The organism is Ensifer sp. M14, assembly GCF_003355565.1.
GTDB lineage: Bacteria > Pseudomonadota > Alphaproteobacteria > Rhizobiales > Rhizobiaceae > Ensifer.
In genome coordinates, this window is the sequence record NZ_QJNR01000008.1 from 182024 (window position 1) to 201413 (window position 19390).

The window sequence follows — 19390 nt, forward strand, 5'->3', positions numbered from 1 at the left end:
AATGAAGGAATACACCATGAAAGCTGTAATTTTCGGAATGCTCATTGCTGCACTCGGCTCCCCGGCATTGGCCTCGGGCTCGCACGCGGGTGGACACGGTGAGGCGATGGCTGTCGGCGAACCCGGCGATAAGGCGAAGGCCACGCAGACGATCCGTGTCACCATGAAGGAGACTGACGACGGCAAGATGATCTTTACGCCATCGACCTTCAAGGTTCGCAAGGGCCAGACCGTCCGGTTCGCCATTCAGAACGCGGGCGAACTCGATCATGAATTCGTGCTCGATCAGGAAGACAAGATCATGGAGCACAAAGCGGTGATGGAGAAATTTCCGGACATGGAACACGACGATCCGAACGCCATCCGACTGGCTGCAGGAAAATCAGGTGAAATCATCTGGAAGTTCACCAACGACGGCACGTTCAAGATCGCGTGCCTGGTACCCGGTCACTACGACGCCGGAATGCACGGCGACGTCAGCGTCGCGGCCAAGTAATCTATCTTGAAAGGAACCAAACAATGAGAACGCTCATCAAACTTGCGCTTGCCTCCGCTCTCACCCTTGGCACCGCCTACGGGGCATTCGCAGCGGAGTTCACCAAGGGAACTGTCAAGAAGCTGGACGTGAAGGCGAAGAAAGTCACGCTCATTCATGAGGAACTGAAAGACCTAGAGATGCCAGCGATGACGATGGTCTTCCGCGTCCAGGACGACACGCTGATGGACAAGCTCAAGGAAGGTGCGAGCGTTGAGTTCATCGCCGAGCGCGTTAATGGAAAGCTGACCGTTACGCAGGTCAAGTAACGAACAAACGAGGGCGCGGTCGGCACCTTGACCGCGCCCTCTTCCTCACGGCAGCGAGAGCGAGCGGACTCGACTGACCGTGAGATTACGAAACCGATCCGTTCGTTCAGAGAAGAACATGACGTCTTCACTCAGCGCTGACTGGGACTTCGAGCGGGAAATCCGTTCGATCCTTCTGCGGTTCGTCGCCTTCACCATCCTGCTCGTCAATCTCTTGCTAGGCGGCGACGAAGGGGCCGAAGGCACACATTTAGCGGTCGTCATTTGCTATTTGGTCATCAGCATCGCATCTGTGGCGAGTGCCCGCTTCCTGCCTGGCCGGTCCTGGCTGAAAACGCTGTTTGTTATTCTGGACGCGTTGCTGGTCGCGTTGCTCCTTTACGCTCATATTCTTGGCGGCCCAGTTACCGAAAACCACAACGTGACCACGACCAGTCTCGTGGTCGCATTTATTCTCCTCAATCATGTTGGCCTGAAGCTTGACCGTCGGCTGGTCCTTGTCTTTTCCTGCATCGTGCTTGTGGCTTGGATCGGGATGCTGGCAGTTACAGCAGCCAGACACCACACGGCGGACACAGTTTCGTTTGTCGCTTCCTTTTTCAATCAGGATCTGGGACTGACGGTAAGCTATGGCTTCACCGCCTTTGCAATCTATCTGCTTGCCAAAGATCACGACCGAACGCGGAAGGAGGCTCTGTTGGCAGACAGGCGGCGCCTCAATCTTTCTCGGTTCTTCTCACCGCTTGTGGTCGCCGACCTTCAGGAAGGAAGCTCGGCCCTCGAACTCGAACGGCGCAATGCTGTGATCATGTTTGTCGATCTGCGTGACTTTACCAGTTTTGCCGAGACGGCCCCCGCCCGCGAATTGGCGACAGTGCTGGCGCAATACCGCCATCTGGTTTCCGGAACCATTTTCGCGCACGGCGGGACAGTTGACAAATTTATCGGCGACGGCGTCATGGCGGTGTTCGGTCAACCTACGCCAATGGAAGATGACGCGGATCGAGCCCTGAAGTGCGCTCTCGATCTAGTCGATGCGCTGAACGACTGGAAGCACCAGAGCCTAGTAGACGGCAATCCTGCCCTCAACGCTGGCATAGGATTGCACTATGGTACCGTCGTCGGCGGCGTCCTCGACAGTGGATGTCACAGCGAATTCACGGTCATAGGGGACGCGGTAAATGTCGCGCAGCGTCTTGAGGCGCTTACGAAGGCTTTAAATTCTCCGCTTGTGATCTCGTCGGCGCTGGTCAACCAGTTACGTAAACCTGTTCCTCCGGCGCTCTGGATGGCACAGAATGAAGTCGCGCTCCCTGGGCGGCGGTTAACGATTGATATCTGGCATTTGGCGCACGAAGCGGGTCGCATTGTCCCTTCGGAAGTAACCTACGAGACAGGTGGTGTGCAGACAGCTCTCCAGAGGTCGTCCTTCCAGTCCGCACCATTTACAGCACCAGACGTCGGGATCGGATAATCTATCCCTCTCACGTAGACCTTGGCGGGGTCACCGCACTTTACGAGAGCCTTATGTCTGGCCGGATCTCTATAAATATCATCGCTTGCCGCATGCTTCTGCGAGAGTGATATGGTCACGTCGAAGTCATATCCCAATCGTTCAGCCGCATGATTAGAGACGACTCCCAGGCTGATAACAATGTCGTCCTGAAAATGAGCGGTGTGGAAGACAACCGGGTCTGCTGCCACAGCATTGGAAAGAAATGAGACGCTAGCTGCAAGGGCGAGTAACAAGTTACGCATTCCCACCTCCCATGGTTCAGCCAAGCCAACATAGTATCACTTCCGCCGGCGCTTTCCACTGATGTCTGGCCACCGTTCCTTCATGGCGGAACGGTCTGCGTTAAGCAGCCGCTGAACCAACTCACTCGAGGGCCGGGAACAGCGTTGGCGATCTTTCTAGAATGCGCACTTTTCGTCGATCGGGAGACGAAATTATGAAAATTCTGGCTTCATTCTCTCTTGCATCCATACTCTGTCCCTTTGCAGCGCTCACTGAGCGACGTTGCGGCTGGCTCAACAATCCCTCGACCGCAGACTGGGCGCTCAATGATGCCGACGGAAGCTGAACCATCATGGAGAGCGCCACCCAGTCAGAAGCCAAGGGCATGAGCAAAATCCCCGGTCTAACGCTCGGTGAGTACGTGTATACGGACGCGGTGCACAGCTAAACGCGCCCCTGAGGCACGACGTTATTCCTCTTCGAATTTGGAGCCGTACCCGGCTCTCGCCAGCTCATTTCGAAACCCGGGAATACCTTCGTTCGATTCCGGAGGTGTCCAAAGGTTGTTGTCGATCACGAAGCCCCACTTGACCGCAATTTGCTCGATCGTCGCGCGGTCAGCCGGGGTCAACACCTCTGCATAGCGGACGGCAAGGGTGTAAACGCCCACGGTCGGGGCCTGCCACTTCACTATGATTAGGGGATTGCTTTGGATCACGAGAGCGAAGTACCCATTTTAAGTTCCACGTCATCTAGATTTCGATTAGGAACCCCGGTGGAAAACCGTTTCGACCCCGCTCACTGGAATACCTCTGACGTTACCTCTGACGTTACAAAGGACGCGGGCTTGACCTTCGAAATAGTCAAGGAAGTGGTGGACGTGTCCATGCACCCAATACCAAGGCTTCCCGATTTTAATGACGGTTGATCCGCCCTTTCCATGCTTCACAAGAAAGACGGAGTTGAAATCCAGCAGCTCAAGGAATTCCATATCGTCTGCGAACACGTTGCTGGCGAGCTTCTTTATGTTCGGCGCTAGGTAGATCGTTGCCCAGCTTTCTTGGAGGTTTTGGTAATCGCGGCCGCTCGCCATTGCGCATTTCACTGGTCACTGAGAACGCCACATCTTCTCGGAAGCGAGAGATTCTTGCGGGTTGCGGATGGCGCAGAAGGGTAGTTAGATAGTGGGCGGTGCAAAAGATGAGCCAGATAATGGATGAGCATCTCCCTACAATGAACCCTGCCGCTACGCACGACTTGCCAGGCTTCGTTAGGGCCCCGGGGGAGATAGATTTTTTATTCTATGGGGTGGCCATCTTCTTGGTGGTGATCATCTTCCTTTTTGGCGCATTCTACTTAAGATTGCATCATCTTCCTGAGCACCTTGCACACAAGGGGCAAAAGGCGCAGTACGAAATTGTGGCCGTATTGTCTCTGATTGCGATGTTTACCCACAATAATCTGTTCTGGATAGCAGCGCTGCTTCTGGCCTTGCTTCCGATCCCGGATCTCTCGACCCCGCTGACGGGGATAGCCCGTTCGCTCGAAGAGATTGCCAATAGGAAGAAGCGACGTGAGGCTGTCAGCGCTCCAACTGCCCCCGAGTTGGGTCAGAATTCGGTAAAGCAATCCTAAGCACCGGTTCTACGGTGAGTTCAGCTGCCGGGGGTAGTGGCGTTCATGAAATGATGTCGCGACGGTGAACTGGTTAGCACTTACGGAAGGCGAACCACCGCGTGTCTGCGGCAACTTGACTACAGGATCGAATCGTCGGCGGGCGGGATTATTTGACCGAACCTTCACGTCGGCTATGGCGATATTGACGTAGGCGAAAGTGCACAACATTTTCGGCGCGACACGTGCAATCACGACGCACCGCGTCACGCTTGAAATCGTCGCTGAAATTGGCTTTGCCCATATAGGCCTGCTACCTCAAATTTAGGAAAGAAGCCGTCTACAAATCTCGGGGCTATTCAGCGTTTCGTTCGGTGCTTACTTGAAAAGACAACGTGGTATTCGCAGTCCCACGTCGCGTGGGATTGCGATCGTTCATCCATAAAACCTCCGTTCTATGTCTCGGCCAGCCCAGCGGTCCAAACACGGAGGTCTCTCAACCACAATGTAGAACGCGTCCAGCCCTCCACCGGAGGTGGAGGTTTACTTGCTCCAAAAACAGCTCGTCGCGGTTGATTTCGCCGATGCTAAAATTCACATTCTCAAGTGATGCCAGCCGTGGTTCAATGGCCGCACCGGACTTAGGGGGTAGGGCGGATGATGCATGAGACGACGAAGGACACGCTAAGCCCGCCGGAACGAAAAATGCTGCGAGGCGGGCGAGAACCCGGCTGGTGGCGGAACTGGTTCGGCGAGCAGACACTGGCCTTCCAGTTCGTCGTCGCGAGCGGCATTCTCATAGTGGTCGCCGCAGGGATAGCGGGGCTGTTGATCACCGAGCAGGTCTCGAAAAACACCTTGAATAATCGTGCCGCCGCGTCTGCATTGTTCATGCAGAGTATCCTTTCACCGTTCGCGGAGGAACTGGCCACCGGCAGGATTCTCTCGAGATCATCGATGGAGACCCTGGATCAGGTGTTCTCTGACCAGGAGTTCCGTTCGCGGTTCCCGCATCTCGAGTTATGGCGCGCTGATGGCACCATAGTCTATTCGACCTCATCCGAGCTTATCGGCAAACGTTTCGATCCACCTTCAGGGCTTGTCCAGGCTCGGAAAGGCAACGTTGTGTCGGACTTTACCGATTTGCACGCCGCCGAACACACAACCCGCTTATTCACGACGCCCTATCTCGAGATCTATAGTCCAGTTCGAGCCGCGGATGGCGGGACGATCGTCGCAGTAGCAGAGATCCAGGAGGAGAGCGGCCCGCTGAAGCAGGAAATGTTTGAGGTACGTCTCAGCAGTTGGCTGATCGTCGCAGGCGCGTCTGCCTTGATCCTGCTCTGTCTCTTCGGCATCGTTCGGCGCGGTAGCATGACCATTGAAATCCAGCGAAACAAGCTGCTTCAACGGGCAGCAGAGGCAGAACGGGTTTCTGACCAGGTCCGCGTCCTCAGCGACAGAGCTCGCCTCGCCACCGTGAGATTGACGGATTCGAACGAAAAGCTGGCCCGGCAGATCGGCGCTGATCTCCACGATGGTCCGGCCCAGTTGATTGGTTTTGCCGTCCTGCAAATTGACGCCGCGAGGAGATCGAAGACGAAGGCAGATCGCGAATCCACCCTTCAGATCATTGGAAAAACTCTGGATGACGCCTTGGGCGAAATCCGGATGATCGCCAAGGCTCTCCTGCTTCCCGACATCGAGCGCCTTGACCTGGAACAGGTGATTGGCCGCGCAATCCGCCTGCACGAAGCGAGAACGGGCACGATCGTAGCGGTGGACATCGTCCGCGTCGACCTCAGGCTTCCCACGCCCATCAAGACCTGCGTCTTCCGCTTTCTGCAGGAGGGTCTGAACAACGCCTACAAGCATGCGGATTCAAATGGCCAGAAAGTCGAATGCCGTTTTGTAGAGGGCTCACTCTTCGTACGAGTACACGACAAGGGCCATCAAAACGGGCTTTCCCCACCTGGTAAAACGGTAGGAGGGATGGGAATAGAGGGGCTGCGGCAGCGTGTGGAGAGTTTCGGCGGTACCCTATCGTTCGAATACCGACCGACAGGATCCGTGTTGGTCATGATTCTACCGCTTGATGAGAAATTGATGCGCCCGTGGACCGCAAGTTCGGGCCCGGCGGCAGTCTGATCAATGGAGATTCATCGCCTGCATATGCCTGCAACTTCGTCCAGTATGCAGCTTGGTGCTTCAGTGCGCTCTGTTGCATCCATTGATGCAAAGGGTCCTGCCCTCGGAGCAATGCAAGCGGCTCGACGTTAGCGCGTTGTCGGCCTCCAGTTTTAGTTCCTCAGAATCCAGCGCCCGACCTATCCTTGGCAGGCGCCCGTTGCCAGCATCTCGCTGGCAACGGGCTTGTCTCGCTTACATCATGCGCTTGATCTCGGAGTAGGCTCCGTCGGTCTTCAAGGTGACGGTAACGGGTGCGCTGGTGCGATTTCGCCAGAACCAACCATGATTGCCATCGAACGCCGCTTCCAGCACGCCGCTGTCCTCAGCCGCGCCACGCCCCTTTTCGTAGCTGATGTTTTCGCCGCCGCCGTCTCCGTGAGTATCGAAGTTAACCTGCGAGCCGTTGGCGGTCCATGCATAGTTGGCTTTCGCGCCCTCCAACATCACGAGCTTGACCTCCGCGCCTTCACCCGGCTGAAGAGTTACAGACAATTCGTCCTGGCGGACTTCTTGAGCGTAAGCGCTCGAAATCCCGAACTCGCGGACAATGCGCTCGAACAGGCTTGAACCTTGCTGAGGAACAGCGTCAGATGCCGGTGAGATGGCGTTGTCTTGGCCAAGCTGCCTGTCGCGCTCGGCCTCCTCGGCAAGCTGGGTCTTGATCTCGCCCATTTCTGTGAGGCCCAGCGCGGAGCCCGCCCCGGTCGGGTCGATGGCATACTCGGACGGCAGGACGACGGTAATCAGGATCGCTCCGGCCGCCAGTGCGGCAAAAACGGTCGAGCGAAAAAGCTGGGCCGAGGTCGGGAGATCGTCGAGCGACGGTGCTTGTGAATTGAACATGTTCTGTCTCTTTCTTAGGAAGGTCAGGATACGAAATACGGCCTCGATCTCAGGCCGCTACGGCGCGAAACATCCATTCTCGCCGCGTGATTACCATGTACTCAAACGTCGGACAGATCCGTGACTTTCGTGGCCTGAAACATTCATGGGAGCGTGTTGCCTAACTTAACACTATAGTATACCCCACTATAGTAATAGAATGGAGTTTCGGCGATGAATTTATCCCACGATCATGACCACGGGCATGCGCACAACCACACCCACCCACACGACCACAACCACGGCCGTTCACTCGACGCCGCCCATGAGCATTTTTTCTTGGGCGACGACCACGAGCGGAACGAGCGGCGCACGTGGCTGGTGATCGCGATCACCGCGACCATGATGGTGGTGGAGATCGTCGCCGGTAATATGTTCGGGTCGATGGTTCTCACGGCGGACGGCTGGCATATGTCCACCCATTCCGCTGCCCTCCTCATCGCTGCGCTGGCCTATCTCTACGCCCGCAAGCACGCCGGTAACCGCCGCTTTTCCTTTGGCACCGGCAAGCTCGGAGACCTCGCAGGCTTTGCGAGTGCCGTGGTGCTGGCGCTGATAGCGCTGTTGATCGGCTGGGAAAGTTTCCTGCGCTTCCAATCACCCGTCGCAATCAATTTCAAGGAAGCCATATTGGTGGCTGTCGTCGGCCTGATCGTGAACCTTGTCTGCGCGTGGCTTCTCAAGGACGACCACCATCACGGGCATGACCACGGCCACGCGCACGCGGCCGGGAAGGATCAGAACCTTCGCGCCGCCTATGTCCATGTGCTGGCCGATGCCCTGACCTCCGTTCTGGCGATCGGCGCGCTGGTCTTCGGCAGCCTCTACGGCTGGCTCTGGCTCGATCCGGCAATCGGCATCGTTGGAGCCATCGTGATCGCCCGCTGGTCGTGGGGGTTGATCCGCGACGCAGGCGGCGTGCTTCTCGACTACATTCCCCAGGGCGACGACCTGCCGGAGGAAATTCAGGAGATCATCGTCAAGGATGGTGCGGAGATCGTTGATCTTCACATCTGGCAGCTCGGACCTGGCCACCATGGCGCGATCGTCTCGATTGTCGCCGATCACCCCCAAACGCCGTCTTACTACCGCTCAAAGCTTGCCGCCATCCATGATTTGTCGCATGTGACGGTGGAGGTCGAAGCCCGCGCGGCCTAACTGTCAACCGCCGCATCCGAGGAGCACCCGCATGACCCACACCATTCGCGCGAAGCAAAAGCTGATCAACCGCGTGCGCCGAATTCGCGGGCAGATGGAAGGCATCGAGCGGATGCTCGATGAGGAGAAGGGCTGCGTCGAGGTCATGCAGTCGATCGCCGGAGCAAGGGGTGCGATGAACGGCCTCATGGGCGAGGTGATTGAAGACCACATCCGTATGCACCTTGCCGCTGAGGGGCTCACCCAGAAAGAACGAGATGAAGGCGCGGCCGAGCTAATCGACGTCGTCCGCGCCTATCTCAAATAAGGTTGTCATGAAGAACGATTCGCCCTGCACCGATGTCTGTCGCTTCGACCCGCGCAACAAGTGGTGCCTGGGCTGCGGCCGGACGACCGATGAAATCAAGGCATGGCGCAAACTGTCGCCCTATCACCGCACGACCCTATCGACCGAATTGAAACGGCGCACGAAGCGCCAGGCCGAACGTCCGTAACTCGGCCGCCGGCGTGAAGACAGGAAAGGCAGTGTTCTACCAATCGACAAATCACGGCGTCGAAGCTTAGGCGACGTGAGTTCTGCATGCGTTCCCAAAAGTCAGAAAGATCGCGTTCGGCATCAATGTCTTCGGTGTAAAGGACGCTTCGGAGGGGGCAATGGTTCGTGACGATTTCGAAACCGCCCACCTGATCACGCGCTCGATAGGCAAGACCGATGCGCAGTATGCCACCAGGTCCTGGAGCGAAGCGAAAAACTCGTCGTCCGAGTAAATCTCGGCTCGTGATCTGATCAATACCGATGAAATCATGCGGCCACCTAAAGACAGGATAATCCCGCTCCGGCAGGGGCAGCGGCCCGCCTGGGTCATAAAGCTTCGATATTATGCCGATCCGGAGTTCTCAGGCGTCTACGATCCGACGTGAATGACGGAACCGAACATCTTTCACAAACCTTAGCTTACTCTCAACCGCCAGGCCTCAACCGTGACATTGCCCATACCCACCTTGGCTGTATCCCGCTTGGCCAGAAAGACAGCGATCCGCGCGGTCCCTACGGCGGCTGGTTCTGTCCCTGTCACGGATCGATCTACGATGCTTCGGGACCGGTCCGAAAAGGCCCCGCACCGCGCAACCTTCCAATCCCGCCCTACGCCTTCCTTGACGACCATAGGATCAGGATCGGATAGCGCCTTGATCTTCCCGCCTTTGCAAGCCGTAGCTCGCAGAGACCAGCCGGAGAGTTCGCCCATGGCCACCGCGCAAGACGACAAGAAGGAACCTGGGCACTCTGGCTGCGGTGGCTGGACGTCGCCGAGCACCTACTGCAAGCACTCGAAACATCAAACGAAAGGGGCCGTGCGGGGCGGCTCTCTGATCGTCACGCATTGACCAACGTGATCGCACCGAGTCCACACGTCGTTGGGAGCGCAGGTGCCGCCCGTGACCGGTCGACAAGCCGGGAGATCGCCTCGGAAATTGGAGCCGAGCTCTACCCACAGGACCCGTACTGCCGTTGGATCGGCGGGAACGTTGCTGAAACGAACGAGCTTATGGGATTAAAGCCGGTGGCGGTGTGCCTGGATCTCCGACCTTTTCAAAAGTGCTGAATTGGAATTTCTGCACTGTTCCCCATGGGGTTACGTGTTCATGTCGCCGCGTCGCAACGAGCCTAAACTGTTCGCCAAGAACAGCTTGCAAGCTCTCCGCATCATATCGGGTAACAGGAAGACCGCTGCATTTTTCCGGGCCATCCAAAGCGAAGGTGCCGATCACAGCTTTGCCAACCTCTCTGAGGGCTCGTGCAATCACGCGAACATAGGCTTGCTGATCGACGACCGTTGTCAGGAAATGAAAAGCTGCCCGGTCGTGCCAGAGATCATACTCCCGGTCCGGTGTCCATGAGGTCACATCCGATACAATCCATTGCACATGAGCCGTGTCTGCCAGCCGAGACTTTGCTCTGCCGAGCGCTGCGCTAGAAAGATCAAGGACGCTAACGTGGGCCTGACCGGCGGCCACCAGCGCATCTACCAACCTCGACGCACCACCGCCAATGTCGATTACTGACATTCCCTGGGTAAGTCCAGCCTCCCGCAGCAGGGTCAGCGATAGCTCCGGAGTGTCCTCGTACCAACTGACTTCGATATCAGACTTGGTAGTGTATACGCCTTGCCAATGCGTCTGCCGGTCGCCCGTTGCCATCAAACCATCCCAGTTAAACAAGGGTACTTTACCAGACGTCGGCCAGTTCAGTAGTGAAACCTTTATGAAGCCGCCGTTTGCCTCTGAAACGTCTAGTCCGCCAGATCGTGGCCGTCGGCCTAGCCGTGCGCGCTGAGCGCCGTGCCTCTATAGCGCTTCGAGTCGGTGGTGATATTGACGAACGGTGTTGTCACATAAACCTGCTGTCAGTGAGTGGGACGTAGAGATGGTGGGATGAAGAATTCAACCATTAGCTACAAGCGTCACCGTTTCCCGCAACAGATCATCGCCCATGCGGTCTGGTTGTGCTTTCGGTTCCCGCTGAGCCTGCGCATGGTCGAGGAATTGCTACTGGAGCGCGGGATCGTCGTCTCGTATGAAACGATCCGGCGATGGGGTCGGAAATTCGGACCGGCCTACGCGAAGCAAATCCGTCGCCGGCGGCCGTCGCACCGCGACGTCTGGCATCTGGACGAGGTGGTGGTTTCCGTCGCTGGCCGCAAATACTGGCTTTGGCGTGCCGTTGACCAGGACGGTTATGTTCTCGACGAGATCGTTCAAAGCCGGCGCGATACGAAAGCCGCGAAGCAATTGCTGATCAGGCTACTGAAGAAAGCAGGCATGCCGCCCAAGCGGATCATCACCGACAAGCTCCGTTCGTATGGCGCGGCCAAGCGTGACGTTATGCCGGCTGTCGAGCACCGGGCCCACAAGGGTCTCAACAATCGAGCGGAAAATTCTCATCTGCCGCTCAGAAAACGAGAACGCACCATGCTGGGTTTCCGATCAGCCTGCAGCCTGCAGCGGTTCATCTCGATCTTCTCGGCGCTCCGAAATCTCTTCGTCACCCCGCATCACAAACGATCCGCCCTGGCCACTCACATTCACCGCGTCCGTGCAATGGCGCATTGGAAAGTCGCGACGGAAGAGCTGGCCACGCTTGACGCGGAAAACAAGCGTCTTCGAGAACTCTTGGCAGCCGAGATTCACGCACAGAATGCGCAGCTTAGAAAAATGCTCGCTCGGTTTTGACCCCGTTTCGTTGGTTGCCCTGTCAGCTGGCAGGAACAATGAGCATTTAGGTCAGTGCCTTCTAAGCTCGTTTGCCGAGGAAGCGCTTTCAAGAACAACAATGCCTGAATAGAGCACTGGTGTGTCCTTGCGATCGCGGAAACACCGACCAAACGCAACTATCGACACATACCGACCACTTCGTGTTCTTACCCGGAAACTCGACTGCTGGGCGCGTTCGCCGATGATGGTTTCGGTCATTTGTCTGGCAACGTAGGCTTTGTCGTCCGGATGCACACGCTCAAGGTAGAGTTTGAGTGGCAATCCGCGCTTCGTCTCCTCGGCAGCCAGTCCGAAAAGCTCGGCTAGCGCAGAGTCTGCATAGACGAGATCCTGGGCTATATCCCAAGTGAAAATTCCTGAATCTGTGGCACCAGCATCGACTAGTTCCACAAAGAAGGTTCGTTTTTTATCGTCGTCCATCGAGTGTCCACTGGTTCACGAAGACTGCTTTACAGGGCCAGTCCGTACTTTCGACGACAGCTGTCGCGTCTGTGCCTCCTGATGTCGTCAGATCAGCCCCCCTCGCCCGTCTCGCTGTCCACGTACCTAGTGACATGACGATCGATTAGTTGGCGTAAGCAATCATGGAGGTGTTTGTTGTAGCCGCCGTCCTCATCTTCGAGGAGATCGAGATAGAACCGAGCGAGTGTCCGAAACTCTTTGGCATCGACGGGTTCAAATCGCGCGATCGACGCCAATAGGCGAGTTGTATCCTTCTCGACCGAATGAAATTGTTCCGTCTCATATTCGTCGACGAGTCCAAACATTTGATGCTGTGCAATTTTGAACTGCGCGATGAGCTCTGCGGCGCTCGCGACATTATCTTGATCAGATCTCGGCATGTCTGCGAATTAGCATGCGCTAACAAGATGACCAATGGCATTGGCTTTTTCGTTGTCAATTATTTCAAATGTAGAGCAGACGAAGCAACAAAGTGCCGCGGAGTGTGGCATTTGGGCAGCAATCGTTCAACCCCTCGTGGCTGTCGGCAGGACAGAGCAAGCCGCAAGCTGTGTACGCCTGACGGGACCCTTGCGATGTTGTGGTATATTTGATTCTAGAAATATACTCGTCAGATTATGAGAGGCGGCGGCTGTTTGGACGATCGTATCGCGGACACGTCTGGGGAAAGTCATTCACCCTCTGAACTGGAAGACATTGTTCAAAGGCTTGCTGAGCTCGCTCACCAAATTAAGGCGATGGCTAGCGTTCCTCTTTGCGATGGTTTTCCCGCTGGGGGTGCCTATGTTGTCGACGAGCGGATTGAAGATCGATTGTCGGATGAAATGGGAGCTGGACCGTCGGAGCCATGACGCAGGATGATGTAACGCTTGCTGCCTGGAGGCTGTCGGCCGAACATCTCCTGCGCGGCCAAAAGACCCGACTACGATGATAGCCGAAGCCATCATGGCCGAGCGTGTGCGCTGCCTTGAAATCGTGATAGAATACTATGGCGATGAATGTCAGGTTGTCCGACAGATACGCGGCGGGACAGCAGAAGGCGATTGAATAAGGGTGATATCTCTTGTTGAGATCACCCGCGAACGTGGCCTGACAATCGCAATTTACCTTGTTGCTTTGACTTTATAACTCCGACCGCAGCGGGCGGAGTGGTAGCGCCCCAATTACGCGATTTAGCGTCTGGGTTCGTGGACGCATTGGTTATTCCAACAATTCCGCCGCCGAAATACTGCCGCTAGGATCTGGGCTTTGGATTCAAGGCAAAACAGACGATGGCGGACAAGCGAACTCTTCTTCCCATAGTCGACCATCACAGACTGTCTTCGTCCTTGAGAACGTTGCAGGCTGTGAAGCATCGCGAAGAACTTTGCCTCGCATTGGAAAAACTTTGCGCGAGATACGCCGTGATGCACATGACGTTCCTCGTGGTCTGCGCGGGAGCAGTCTCGAGCACGTATCCGTATTTCTGCACGACCTATCCAGATTCGTGGACCTCGGCCTATCTCGAAAGGGGCTACTTCGGCATAGACCCGGTTATCGACGTGGTGCGGCGGGGCTTTCTTCCGGTGGATTGGTCTGCACTCGATTGGCGGTCGAAGCCGGTTCGCAGATTGCTTAAAGAAGCGCGCCTTTATGGGGTTGGCTCCCAAGGTTTGACGATCCCGATCCGAGGCGCGAATGGCGAACGCAGTCTCTTCTCCGTGACTTCCACCCTTCCGAGAAGGGAATGGACGCGCCTGCGCGATTCAAACGTCCACGAGATGCAGATCCTCTCCCACTACATGCATGAGGCGGTGTTTGCTCTCGATTTTCGGACGTCCCACCGTATCAGCAAGCTCTCCGGGCGGGAAAGTCAGTGTCTCCAACTGCTCGCGAGTGGGCGCATCTCCAAACAAATAGCAGCGGATCTCGGAATCTCAGAGAGTGCAGTCAAGCTGTATCTTCGTACCGCAAGGCTCAAGCTTGGTGCCTTAACAAGCCATCACGCTGTTGCCAAAGCGAGCTTCCTGGAGTTGATCAAACTCTGACCGAATGCGGCTCCTCTTCACCCAGACATCTCTGCAAGCCCCGAAGGTTTAGCCTAACGATTTCGGTAGATTGCCGGTCCCCTCGCCCAGGTTCACAAATAGAAACTCATGAGCGGCAACGGAACAAGCGTTTCGGTTTAAGCGAATTGTTGATCTACGCCGCGGCAATGGGAGATGGCTATGGTGGATCGGCCAACAATTGAACATTGGCGCAAAGCGCCGCGGCTCACATCGTTTGCGGGCTTCTTCGAAAAAACCGCCAGCGGCGCGTCCGGAGCGCCAGACCTTGCCGAACCAAAACTTGACTTGAGCCTGCTCGACTTCGACCTGGAGGCTACGGTTCTATCGGATACGCATCGACGCCTTTGGGGGCACTTCGACAGCCATTACTTCGCTAGCATCCCCTACAGGCTGGAAGAGGAAAGCCGCCTCGGGGCCGCCATACTCTCCTTTGCTCTGCGGATCTGGGCGCGAAGCGCCGCGCGCACGACAATCTATACACTTGGGACGGGAACCGGATGCCTCGCGCGTACGCTCGCGACCTTGGGCAATGGTCGCATTGAGGCGCTCTGCTGCAGCCCAACGGCGGCCAATCGGTTGTCGTTCGATGAAAACCGCGGAAGTGAACACGCACACTTCTTCCATGGCCCATTCTTTGAGCTCACCGATGAGAGATACGCGAGCGACTCGGAACTTTTCGCGTTCAGGGACGGATTTGATGTTCTTTTCGAGGACACGACGTTCCAGATGTACGATCGCGACCGCATCAAGCAGTTGGACTTCGTCGCACCCCGCATCCGCCCGGGTGGTATCCTCGTCCAGGTCCAGAAGCTCGCGCATGTGGAACGCGACGTATACGAGGAACGCGAGCGCCAAAAAGACGAGCTCTTCAAGACCCGATACTTTTCGACTGGTGACATATCAAAGAAAAAGGACGAGGTCTTGAACACCATGACGGGCCTGCAGGTCGATCTTTTGACAACGGTTTCCGCTCTCAGAATGTTTTTTCGCTATTCGGTGCTCACCTGGAACAGCGGCAACTTCTACACCATCGTCTCGTCCAACTCACGGGCGGCTATACTGGAGCTTCTTTCGTTGATGCTGAAACCAGCGATCCCTCCTGGTTACTGCTATGAGCGTTTGCCGGTCGCAATTGTCGATACCGACGTCGAGCCATTGGCTCCTGATCTCAGCTGGCGCAGTGCGAACACGATGACGCCAATCGCGCCAAGACGGTTGGCATCTTAAGATGACGGATCCCCTACCCGATGGCCGATACTGCAGTGTAGCTGACGTGCGCCGGGTATTGTCCGAGCTGATGCCGCATCTCGTCCCATACTGGGAGCGGCCGCTGAAGGATTACGCGGCAGCGGCCTTCGATGCTGGGGAGTTTCACGCGGGATGTTCCGTGCGTCACCATGCTATGACACTGCTGTGCAGATGTATCGAGCGGACTGCTCTCAGGTCCGGCTTCGGTGTTGGAGAAGCCCGAAGCGCCGGTAATCAAATGTGGAGGTCGCCTACCCTTCAGACGGGCCCGCATTGCCTTTTGCTCATCGAGCCGGACGCCTTCTACACGCATGTGTTCAGTCTGCTGGGTCTCAAGGTGCAACAGCGGGAGTGGTACATCACGTACCACGCGTCGACTGTCAGTTTCGCTGAAAAGGCAAAGAAGGGCCCCGGCTGGCTTTGGTTGGCGGGTGAGCCCCTGAACGTCTTTGGGCTCCCCCGAAGTCGAATGGACTCGTTCAGCATCCGCGGATCAAACGGTCCCATTCGCTTTGCCCTTTCAAACTCCCGAGGCGAGCCGACCCAAAACAGCTTTGCCGCGGATCTCCTCGCTGCGTTGCCTTCAGATGAATTTGAGACAGCTGCCGATGCGATCAGGCAGGCCAATCAGATGCTGTGGCGCCGTAACCTCCCCTTTTCCGTCAATCTGCTTCAGCTTGATGATTTCGACATAGCGGATCTGGTTGCAGATCATCTCGATGATGCCGGCTCGTGGTTTTCGACCGCGTTCATTGGAAACGCTGCGCTGGCCGAGAGCTTCCTAAACGCTATTGATCAGTTCAATGCGGGGTCTTGGTTGGGATGGATTCGTCGAACGACCGATTTCTTCTGGGGAATGGAAAGAGGCAGAATTGTTCCGCTTCGCCTGCAGGGTAAGGTGCTTAGGGCGAGCAACTCGTCGAACTTCGAAATTGCGTATCGGCGCGAAAGTATCGCAGGTGCTCTTCGGCAACGCGAACTGGTGCCAAGCCTCTACACCGTGTTTCTGGTGACCTCGATCTTGCCCGGCGTACGAGTTCTTGGAGGATGCCGCCAGGTCATCTACTACCCCCTCATGCGCTATCTTGCAGCCTTAGGATTCGCGCAATCAGGTCAGTCAGGGCTTTTGGCTGAACTGCGCCGCGACGCGCGACCCGGACTTTGGGGCCATCGCGTTTTGAAGCCTGCTCGCGGCGACCCGTTGGCCGAGATTCGGGATTCCGGCAGGGTCGAAACGCTCCTGTCGCGTTATGCTGAGATGCCTTTGGTGCAGGCGGTCGGCGATCTCGCGAGCTTTACGATGGACCCGGCCTGGGCACGTCTTTCCGAGCAGATGGACGGTGGGTTCATCTCCGCTGGATCTCCCGAATGGCAGTGGTCGCGTTCGTGAGTGACAGTGCACTTAAGAGAGGTTCATTGAGGCGACAGCTCGTTCGAACAGCGTCCGCGGCATACCGTTTCTTGCGCTATCGTGGAGGTCAATATGCCGATTGCAGATGAATTGGTCGTCAGGCGACTGTCAGTCAAGGACGTCGATCTGTTTCGGCGCTTACGCCTGGAGGCGCTTTCTCACGAACCATTTTCGTATGCGAGCGTGTTTGCGGATTGGGCTCGGCTCTCCGACCGCCAATGGCGTCAACATTTGAGCCAGCCGGTGTTCGCCGCATTTCTTGGTGGGCAGCCCGTCGGCATGATGGGGCTCAGGTTTGAGCATGCAAGAAAAATGGCCCACCGTGCAAAGCTTGTCAGTGTTTATGTCAGGAAGGGTAAACGCGGCACTGGGATTGCCGCGAACCTCTTGCAGGAGGTCGTAGACCACGCACTCGCTCACGGAGTTATTCAGCTTGAGCTTGCCGTGAGCGCGGAAAATTCGGCAGCTATACGCTTTTATGAACGCCATGGATTTGTCGAGGTCGGCTGTATCCCAGACGGGTTCCTCGGCCATGATGGGATGCGCGATGAGCTAATCATGGTTCGGCGCTTGGCGCCCCCGTTCGGACCACGTCAGATTATTTACCGAACCGTACCGGAATCGAGAAATCAGACCTTCCCTTCCGTGTCCCTTGTTCGGTAGCATTCTCTAATGATCGATGCAGGTTTCCCCGCGTCCAGTGAGCCATCTGGATGCAATCCTAGCCCTGCCTCAATGGCAGGGCTTCTTTTTTAGGCCATCGAGAGTTATCGCAATAAGCCCGGCCCAGACTGGAAATGGAGCGAGCCTCGGGAAGCCGAGCCGATTGCGGGACGTTGCTTTCGAGGGAAGAGTTGACGTGCGAAACAGACGCGCGCTCAAATGCAAGGACTATTGTTTACACAGGCCAGAATGTCTCACACAAACGCGTTCATCTCAGAACTGATCAGAGCCGCCAACGAAGTCGAGAGACTAACGCCTTCGGAAGTAAGCCGGCTCCTCGACCGATCGGTCGATACAATCCGGGAAATGCGCGAACAGGCGGAAGTCGGAGAAAGCAGGCGCGCCAATGACGTGTTGATGGATTTGGGAATAGCCTCTGCCCGCGCGCGAGATCTATCCACTGAAGACATCAGGGATGCGTTGATCGATGCGGCCGACGTCATTCGGGCGCTGCGCATTATCCTGTCTGAAAGGGAATGAGGCACCCGCAATGAGCGGCGATTTTGTCCAGCGGTCTGCAGCCGAAGGGGACCAGCACGTCGCAGGGAGGTGACCGATGGGATATGACTGGACTGGCGCTCGACGGCGCCGCATAAAATTTGCGCGCTACGGCGCCGCGGTTACCCTCGCTGCGCTCCTGGTGAGTGTGGCTGCACAAGTTGTGAACAGGGCGCTCTAAAAGAAAAGGTCTCTTCCCGCGTGAGCAAGAAGAGACCCGGCGTCTGAGCGTTCGAATTCACAGACAGCATATTCATGACAGAGGCTGTGAAAATTCATAGTCCCCGCACGCGATTGTTCACTGTTGAATTAAAACGAACGGCCACCGGCTTTCGCTCGAGTCCCATTGTGCGGCGCGGCGCATATGCTTGCCCGATTTCCGTGACTACTTTTTGAAACGAACTCCCACTCCACCGCCATTCTCGTCGATAAACTCGATGCCGGCGACCTCAAAAGCCCGCCGAATAGCCGTCAAGTTGGCATTCGTAAGTGATGTGGTTCCGTCTTCAACCTCTGCACGGCTTACGGTTGCAACGCCAACCCCAGCCGCTTTCGCGAGCTCTTTTGCGCTCCAACGGAGGAGTGCTCGCGCAGCTCGTATCTGTGCGCCGGTGATTTCATTGGCATCATGTGATTTCGAATTGATCAAGTCGGACTCGTGTGCTACCTAGGCGTTACTTCAGACTGCAGTTCGCCTCGATCGTTGCATCATGGGAACTGACGGCTACATCCGGTGCGCGAACACCGAATGCAGCCTTACCACAACCAAGCTATAGGGAGCTCGGATCATGGCTGATTCCGACAATAGCAGAACTTTGTCTCCGGTCACCCGAGGAGATTTTCATTCTTTGGTGGCGGCGTCGTTTCCCACATATCCAGAGGTTGCGACCCTTCAGAATCCAGGGTTTAGCCATTGCGCCGACGATCCCGCGCTTGTGGCCTGGCATCATTGGCGTTCCGCCTGGGACCGTCTGAGCGAATCGACTGTGCATCAGCAGCAGCTCGAAACCTCACTCTTCTCGGATGGCCTGTCCGCTTCAGAACAGCATGACGGCTCCCGCGCCTACAACGAGGCTCTCGAAGCAGAGGATCAGGCCGCGCTGGCAGAGGAACTGGCCGCACAGGCCTTATGGCAGACATCAGCGGTGTCGATCGCAGGAATCATTGCCCAAGTCGACGCGATCCTGCATCGAGGTCAGCCCTCCCCCACCTGTATGGACGATCCATGGCCACAAATACGCGCGGCGATGGCCAATCTCATCGCGATCGACGCGGCTGTTGATCCTCCGGGCCGCCTTGCTTCGTGCGAACCCCGGGCAACGTTGCAAAACAGCTGAGCAA

At 56.6% G+C, this 19390-nt stretch carries 21 protein-coding genes and 3 pseudogenes; 17 read left to right on the forward strand and 7 right to left on the reverse strand.

Annotated features, from left to right (window positions below):
• Window positions 1-16 precede the first annotated feature (16 nt).
• The 4 genes from BLJAPNOD_RS26495 to BLJAPNOD_RS36170 all read left to right on the forward strand — a co-directional run bounded on the left by BLJAPNOD_RS26495 (window position 17) and on the right by BLJAPNOD_RS36170 (window position 2888).
• Window positions 17-496, forward strand: a complete 480-nt coding sequence (locus BLJAPNOD_RS26495; RefSeq protein ID WP_115422055.1) for a plastocyanin/azurin family copper-binding protein — start codon at window positions 17-19, stop codon at window positions 494-496.
• A 23-nt stretch (window positions 497-519) separates the two neighbouring features.
• The gene (locus tag BLJAPNOD_RS26500; RefSeq protein ID WP_115422056.1) at window positions 520-804 is read left to right on the forward strand and encodes a copper-binding protein; all 285 of its coding nucleotides are present in this window, start codon (window positions 520-522) and stop codon (window positions 802-804) included.
• Between the two features lie 118 nt (window positions 805-922).
• A complete protein-coding gene (locus BLJAPNOD_RS26505; RefSeq protein ID WP_115422057.1) occupies window positions 923-2278 on the forward strand; it encodes an adenylate/guanylate cyclase domain-containing protein in 1356 nt (451 codons plus the stop codon).
• Window positions 2279-2756: 478 nt separating this feature from the next.
• Window positions 2757-2888: a DUF4087 domain-containing protein gene (locus tag BLJAPNOD_RS36170; protein ID WP_237244030.1), complete on the forward strand. Its 132-nt coding sequence runs from the start codon at window positions 2757-2759 to the stop codon at window positions 2886-2888.
• A gap of 123 nt (window positions 2889-3011) precedes the next feature.
• Here BLJAPNOD_RS36170 and BLJAPNOD_RS26520 read toward each other — a convergent pair whose 3' ends face one another.
• Both BLJAPNOD_RS26520 and BLJAPNOD_RS26525 read right to left on the reverse strand, forming a co-directional pair.
• Window positions 3012-3212 (reverse strand): hypothetical protein, encoded by a 201-nt coding sequence (locus BLJAPNOD_RS26520; protein WP_115422059.1) that lies wholly within the window; start codon window positions 3210-3212, stop codon window positions 3012-3014.
• Window positions 3213-3305: 93 nt separating this feature from the next.
• Complete coding sequence (locus BLJAPNOD_RS26525) at window positions 3306-3635, reverse strand: hypothetical protein (RefSeq protein WP_115422060.1); 330 nt, start codon at window positions 3633-3635, stop codon at window positions 3306-3308.
• 119 nt (window positions 3636-3754) lie between these two features.
• Between BLJAPNOD_RS26525 and BLJAPNOD_RS26530 the strand changes: the two genes are divergently transcribed.
• Together BLJAPNOD_RS26530 and BLJAPNOD_RS26540 are read left to right on the forward strand one after the other, a co-directional pair.
• Entirely contained in the window at window positions 3755-4177 is a 423-nt protein-coding gene (locus BLJAPNOD_RS26530; RefSeq protein ID WP_199566040.1) for a hypothetical protein, read from the forward strand.
• Window positions 4178-4813: 636 nt separating this feature from the next.
• Entirely contained in the window at window positions 4814-6304 is a 1491-nt protein-coding gene (locus BLJAPNOD_RS26540) for a histidine kinase (protein WP_115422061.1), read from the forward strand.
• A 234-nt stretch (window positions 6305-6538) separates the two neighbouring features.
• Here BLJAPNOD_RS26540 and BLJAPNOD_RS26545 read toward each other — a convergent pair whose 3' ends face one another.
• Window positions 6539-7189 (reverse strand): transmembrane anchor protein, encoded by a 651-nt coding sequence (locus BLJAPNOD_RS26545; protein ID WP_115422062.1) that lies wholly within the window; start codon window positions 7187-7189, stop codon window positions 6539-6541.
• 213 nt (window positions 7190-7402) lie between these two features.
• Between BLJAPNOD_RS26545 and dmeF the strand changes: the two genes are divergently transcribed.
• From dmeF to BLJAPNOD_RS36175, 4 genes and pseudogenes are all read left to right on the forward strand, one after another.
• Window positions 7403-8386 carry a CDF family Co(II)/Ni(II) efflux transporter DmeF gene (gene dmeF, locus BLJAPNOD_RS26550; protein WP_115422063.1) on the forward strand — a complete coding sequence of 328 codons (984 nt, stop codon included), beginning with the start codon at window positions 7403-7405 and terminating at the stop codon, window positions 8384-8386.
• A gap of 31 nt (window positions 8387-8417) precedes the next feature.
• Window positions 8418-8693: a metal/formaldehyde-sensitive transcriptional repressor gene (locus tag BLJAPNOD_RS26555; protein ID WP_115422064.1), complete on the forward strand. Its 276-nt coding sequence runs from the start codon at window positions 8418-8420 to the stop codon at window positions 8691-8693.
• Window positions 8694-8700: 7 nt separating this feature from the next.
• Window positions 8701-8880, forward strand: a complete 180-nt coding sequence (locus tag BLJAPNOD_RS26560; RefSeq protein WP_115422065.1) for a DUF1289 domain-containing protein — start codon at window positions 8701-8703, stop codon at window positions 8878-8880.
• A gap of 501 nt (window positions 8881-9381) precedes the next feature.
• Window positions 9382-9570 (forward strand): annotated as a pseudogene (locus BLJAPNOD_RS36175) (Rieske 2Fe-2S domain-containing protein); the annotation flags it as partial.
• A 361-nt stretch (window positions 9571-9931) separates the two neighbouring features.
• On the opposite strand, the gene BLJAPNOD_RS26570 reads toward BLJAPNOD_RS36175, so the two are convergent.
• Window positions 9932-10585 carry a class I SAM-dependent methyltransferase gene (locus tag BLJAPNOD_RS26570; RefSeq protein WP_115422067.1) on the reverse strand — a complete coding sequence of 218 codons (654 nt, stop codon included), beginning with the start codon at window positions 10583-10585 and terminating at the stop codon, window positions 9932-9934.
• 234 nt (window positions 10586-10819) lie between these two features.
• Between BLJAPNOD_RS26570 and BLJAPNOD_RS26575 the strand changes: the two are divergent.
• Window positions 10820-11500, forward strand: a pseudogene (locus tag BLJAPNOD_RS26575) (IS6 family transposase); the annotation flags it as partial.
• Window positions 11501-11668: 168 nt separating this feature from the next.
• Here BLJAPNOD_RS26575 and BLJAPNOD_RS26580 read toward each other — a convergent pair.
• Both BLJAPNOD_RS26580 and BLJAPNOD_RS26585 read right to left on the reverse strand, forming a co-directional pair.
• Window positions 11669-12079, reverse strand: coding sequence for a PAS domain-containing protein (locus BLJAPNOD_RS26580; protein WP_115422068.1), 411 nt, complete (start codon window positions 12077-12079; stop codon window positions 11669-11671).
• Between the two features lie 92 nt (window positions 12080-12171).
• Window positions 12172-12501: a hypothetical protein gene (locus BLJAPNOD_RS26585; RefSeq protein ID WP_115422069.1), complete on the reverse strand. Its 330-nt coding sequence runs from the start codon at window positions 12499-12501 to the stop codon at window positions 12172-12174.
• 918 nt (window positions 12502-13419) lie between these two features.
• On the opposite strand from BLJAPNOD_RS26585, the gene BLJAPNOD_RS26590 reads away from it, so the two are divergent.
• The 5 genes and pseudogenes from BLJAPNOD_RS26590 (at window position 13420) to BLJAPNOD_RS26610 (ending at window position 18031) form a co-directional block, all read left to right on the forward strand.
• Complete coding sequence (locus BLJAPNOD_RS26590; RefSeq protein ID WP_115422099.1) at window positions 13420-14148, forward strand: LuxR family transcriptional regulator; 729 nt, start codon at window positions 13420-13422, stop codon at window positions 14146-14148.
• A gap of 180 nt (window positions 14149-14328) precedes the next feature.
• The gene (locus BLJAPNOD_RS26595) at window positions 14329-15396 is read left to right on the forward strand and encodes a class I SAM-dependent methyltransferase (RefSeq protein ID WP_173238131.1); all 1068 of its coding nucleotides are present in this window, start codon (window positions 14329-14331) and stop codon (window positions 15394-15396) included.
• 175 nt (window positions 15397-15571) lie between these two features.
• Window positions 15572-16807, forward strand: a complete 1236-nt coding sequence (locus BLJAPNOD_RS26600; RefSeq protein WP_173238134.1) for a hypothetical protein — start codon at window positions 15572-15574, stop codon at window positions 16805-16807.
• A gap of 93 nt (window positions 16808-16900) precedes the next feature.
• Window positions 16901-17401 (forward strand): annotated as a pseudogene (locus tag BLJAPNOD_RS26605) (GNAT family N-acetyltransferase); the annotation flags it as partial.
• Window positions 17402-17740: 339 nt separating this feature from the next.
• Window positions 17741-18031 carry a hypothetical protein gene (locus tag BLJAPNOD_RS26610; protein ID WP_115422101.1) on the forward strand — a complete coding sequence of 97 codons (291 nt, stop codon included), beginning with the start codon at window positions 17741-17743 and terminating at the stop codon, window positions 18029-18031.
• Between the two features lie 403 nt (window positions 18032-18434).
• Here BLJAPNOD_RS26610 and BLJAPNOD_RS26615 read toward each other — a convergent pair whose 3' ends face one another.
• Window positions 18435-18698, reverse strand: a complete 264-nt coding sequence (locus tag BLJAPNOD_RS26615; RefSeq protein ID WP_115422072.1) for a helix-turn-helix domain-containing protein — start codon at window positions 18696-18698, stop codon at window positions 18435-18437.
• Between the two features lie 139 nt (window positions 18699-18837).
• Here BLJAPNOD_RS26615 and BLJAPNOD_RS26620 point away from each other — a divergent pair, with 139 nt between their 5' ends.
• On the forward strand, window positions 18838-19386 hold the full coding sequence (locus BLJAPNOD_RS26620; protein ID WP_115422073.1) for a hypothetical protein: 549 nt from the start codon (window positions 18838-18840) through the stop codon (window positions 19384-19386).
• The last annotated feature ends 4 nt before the right edge of the window (window positions 19387-19390 follow it).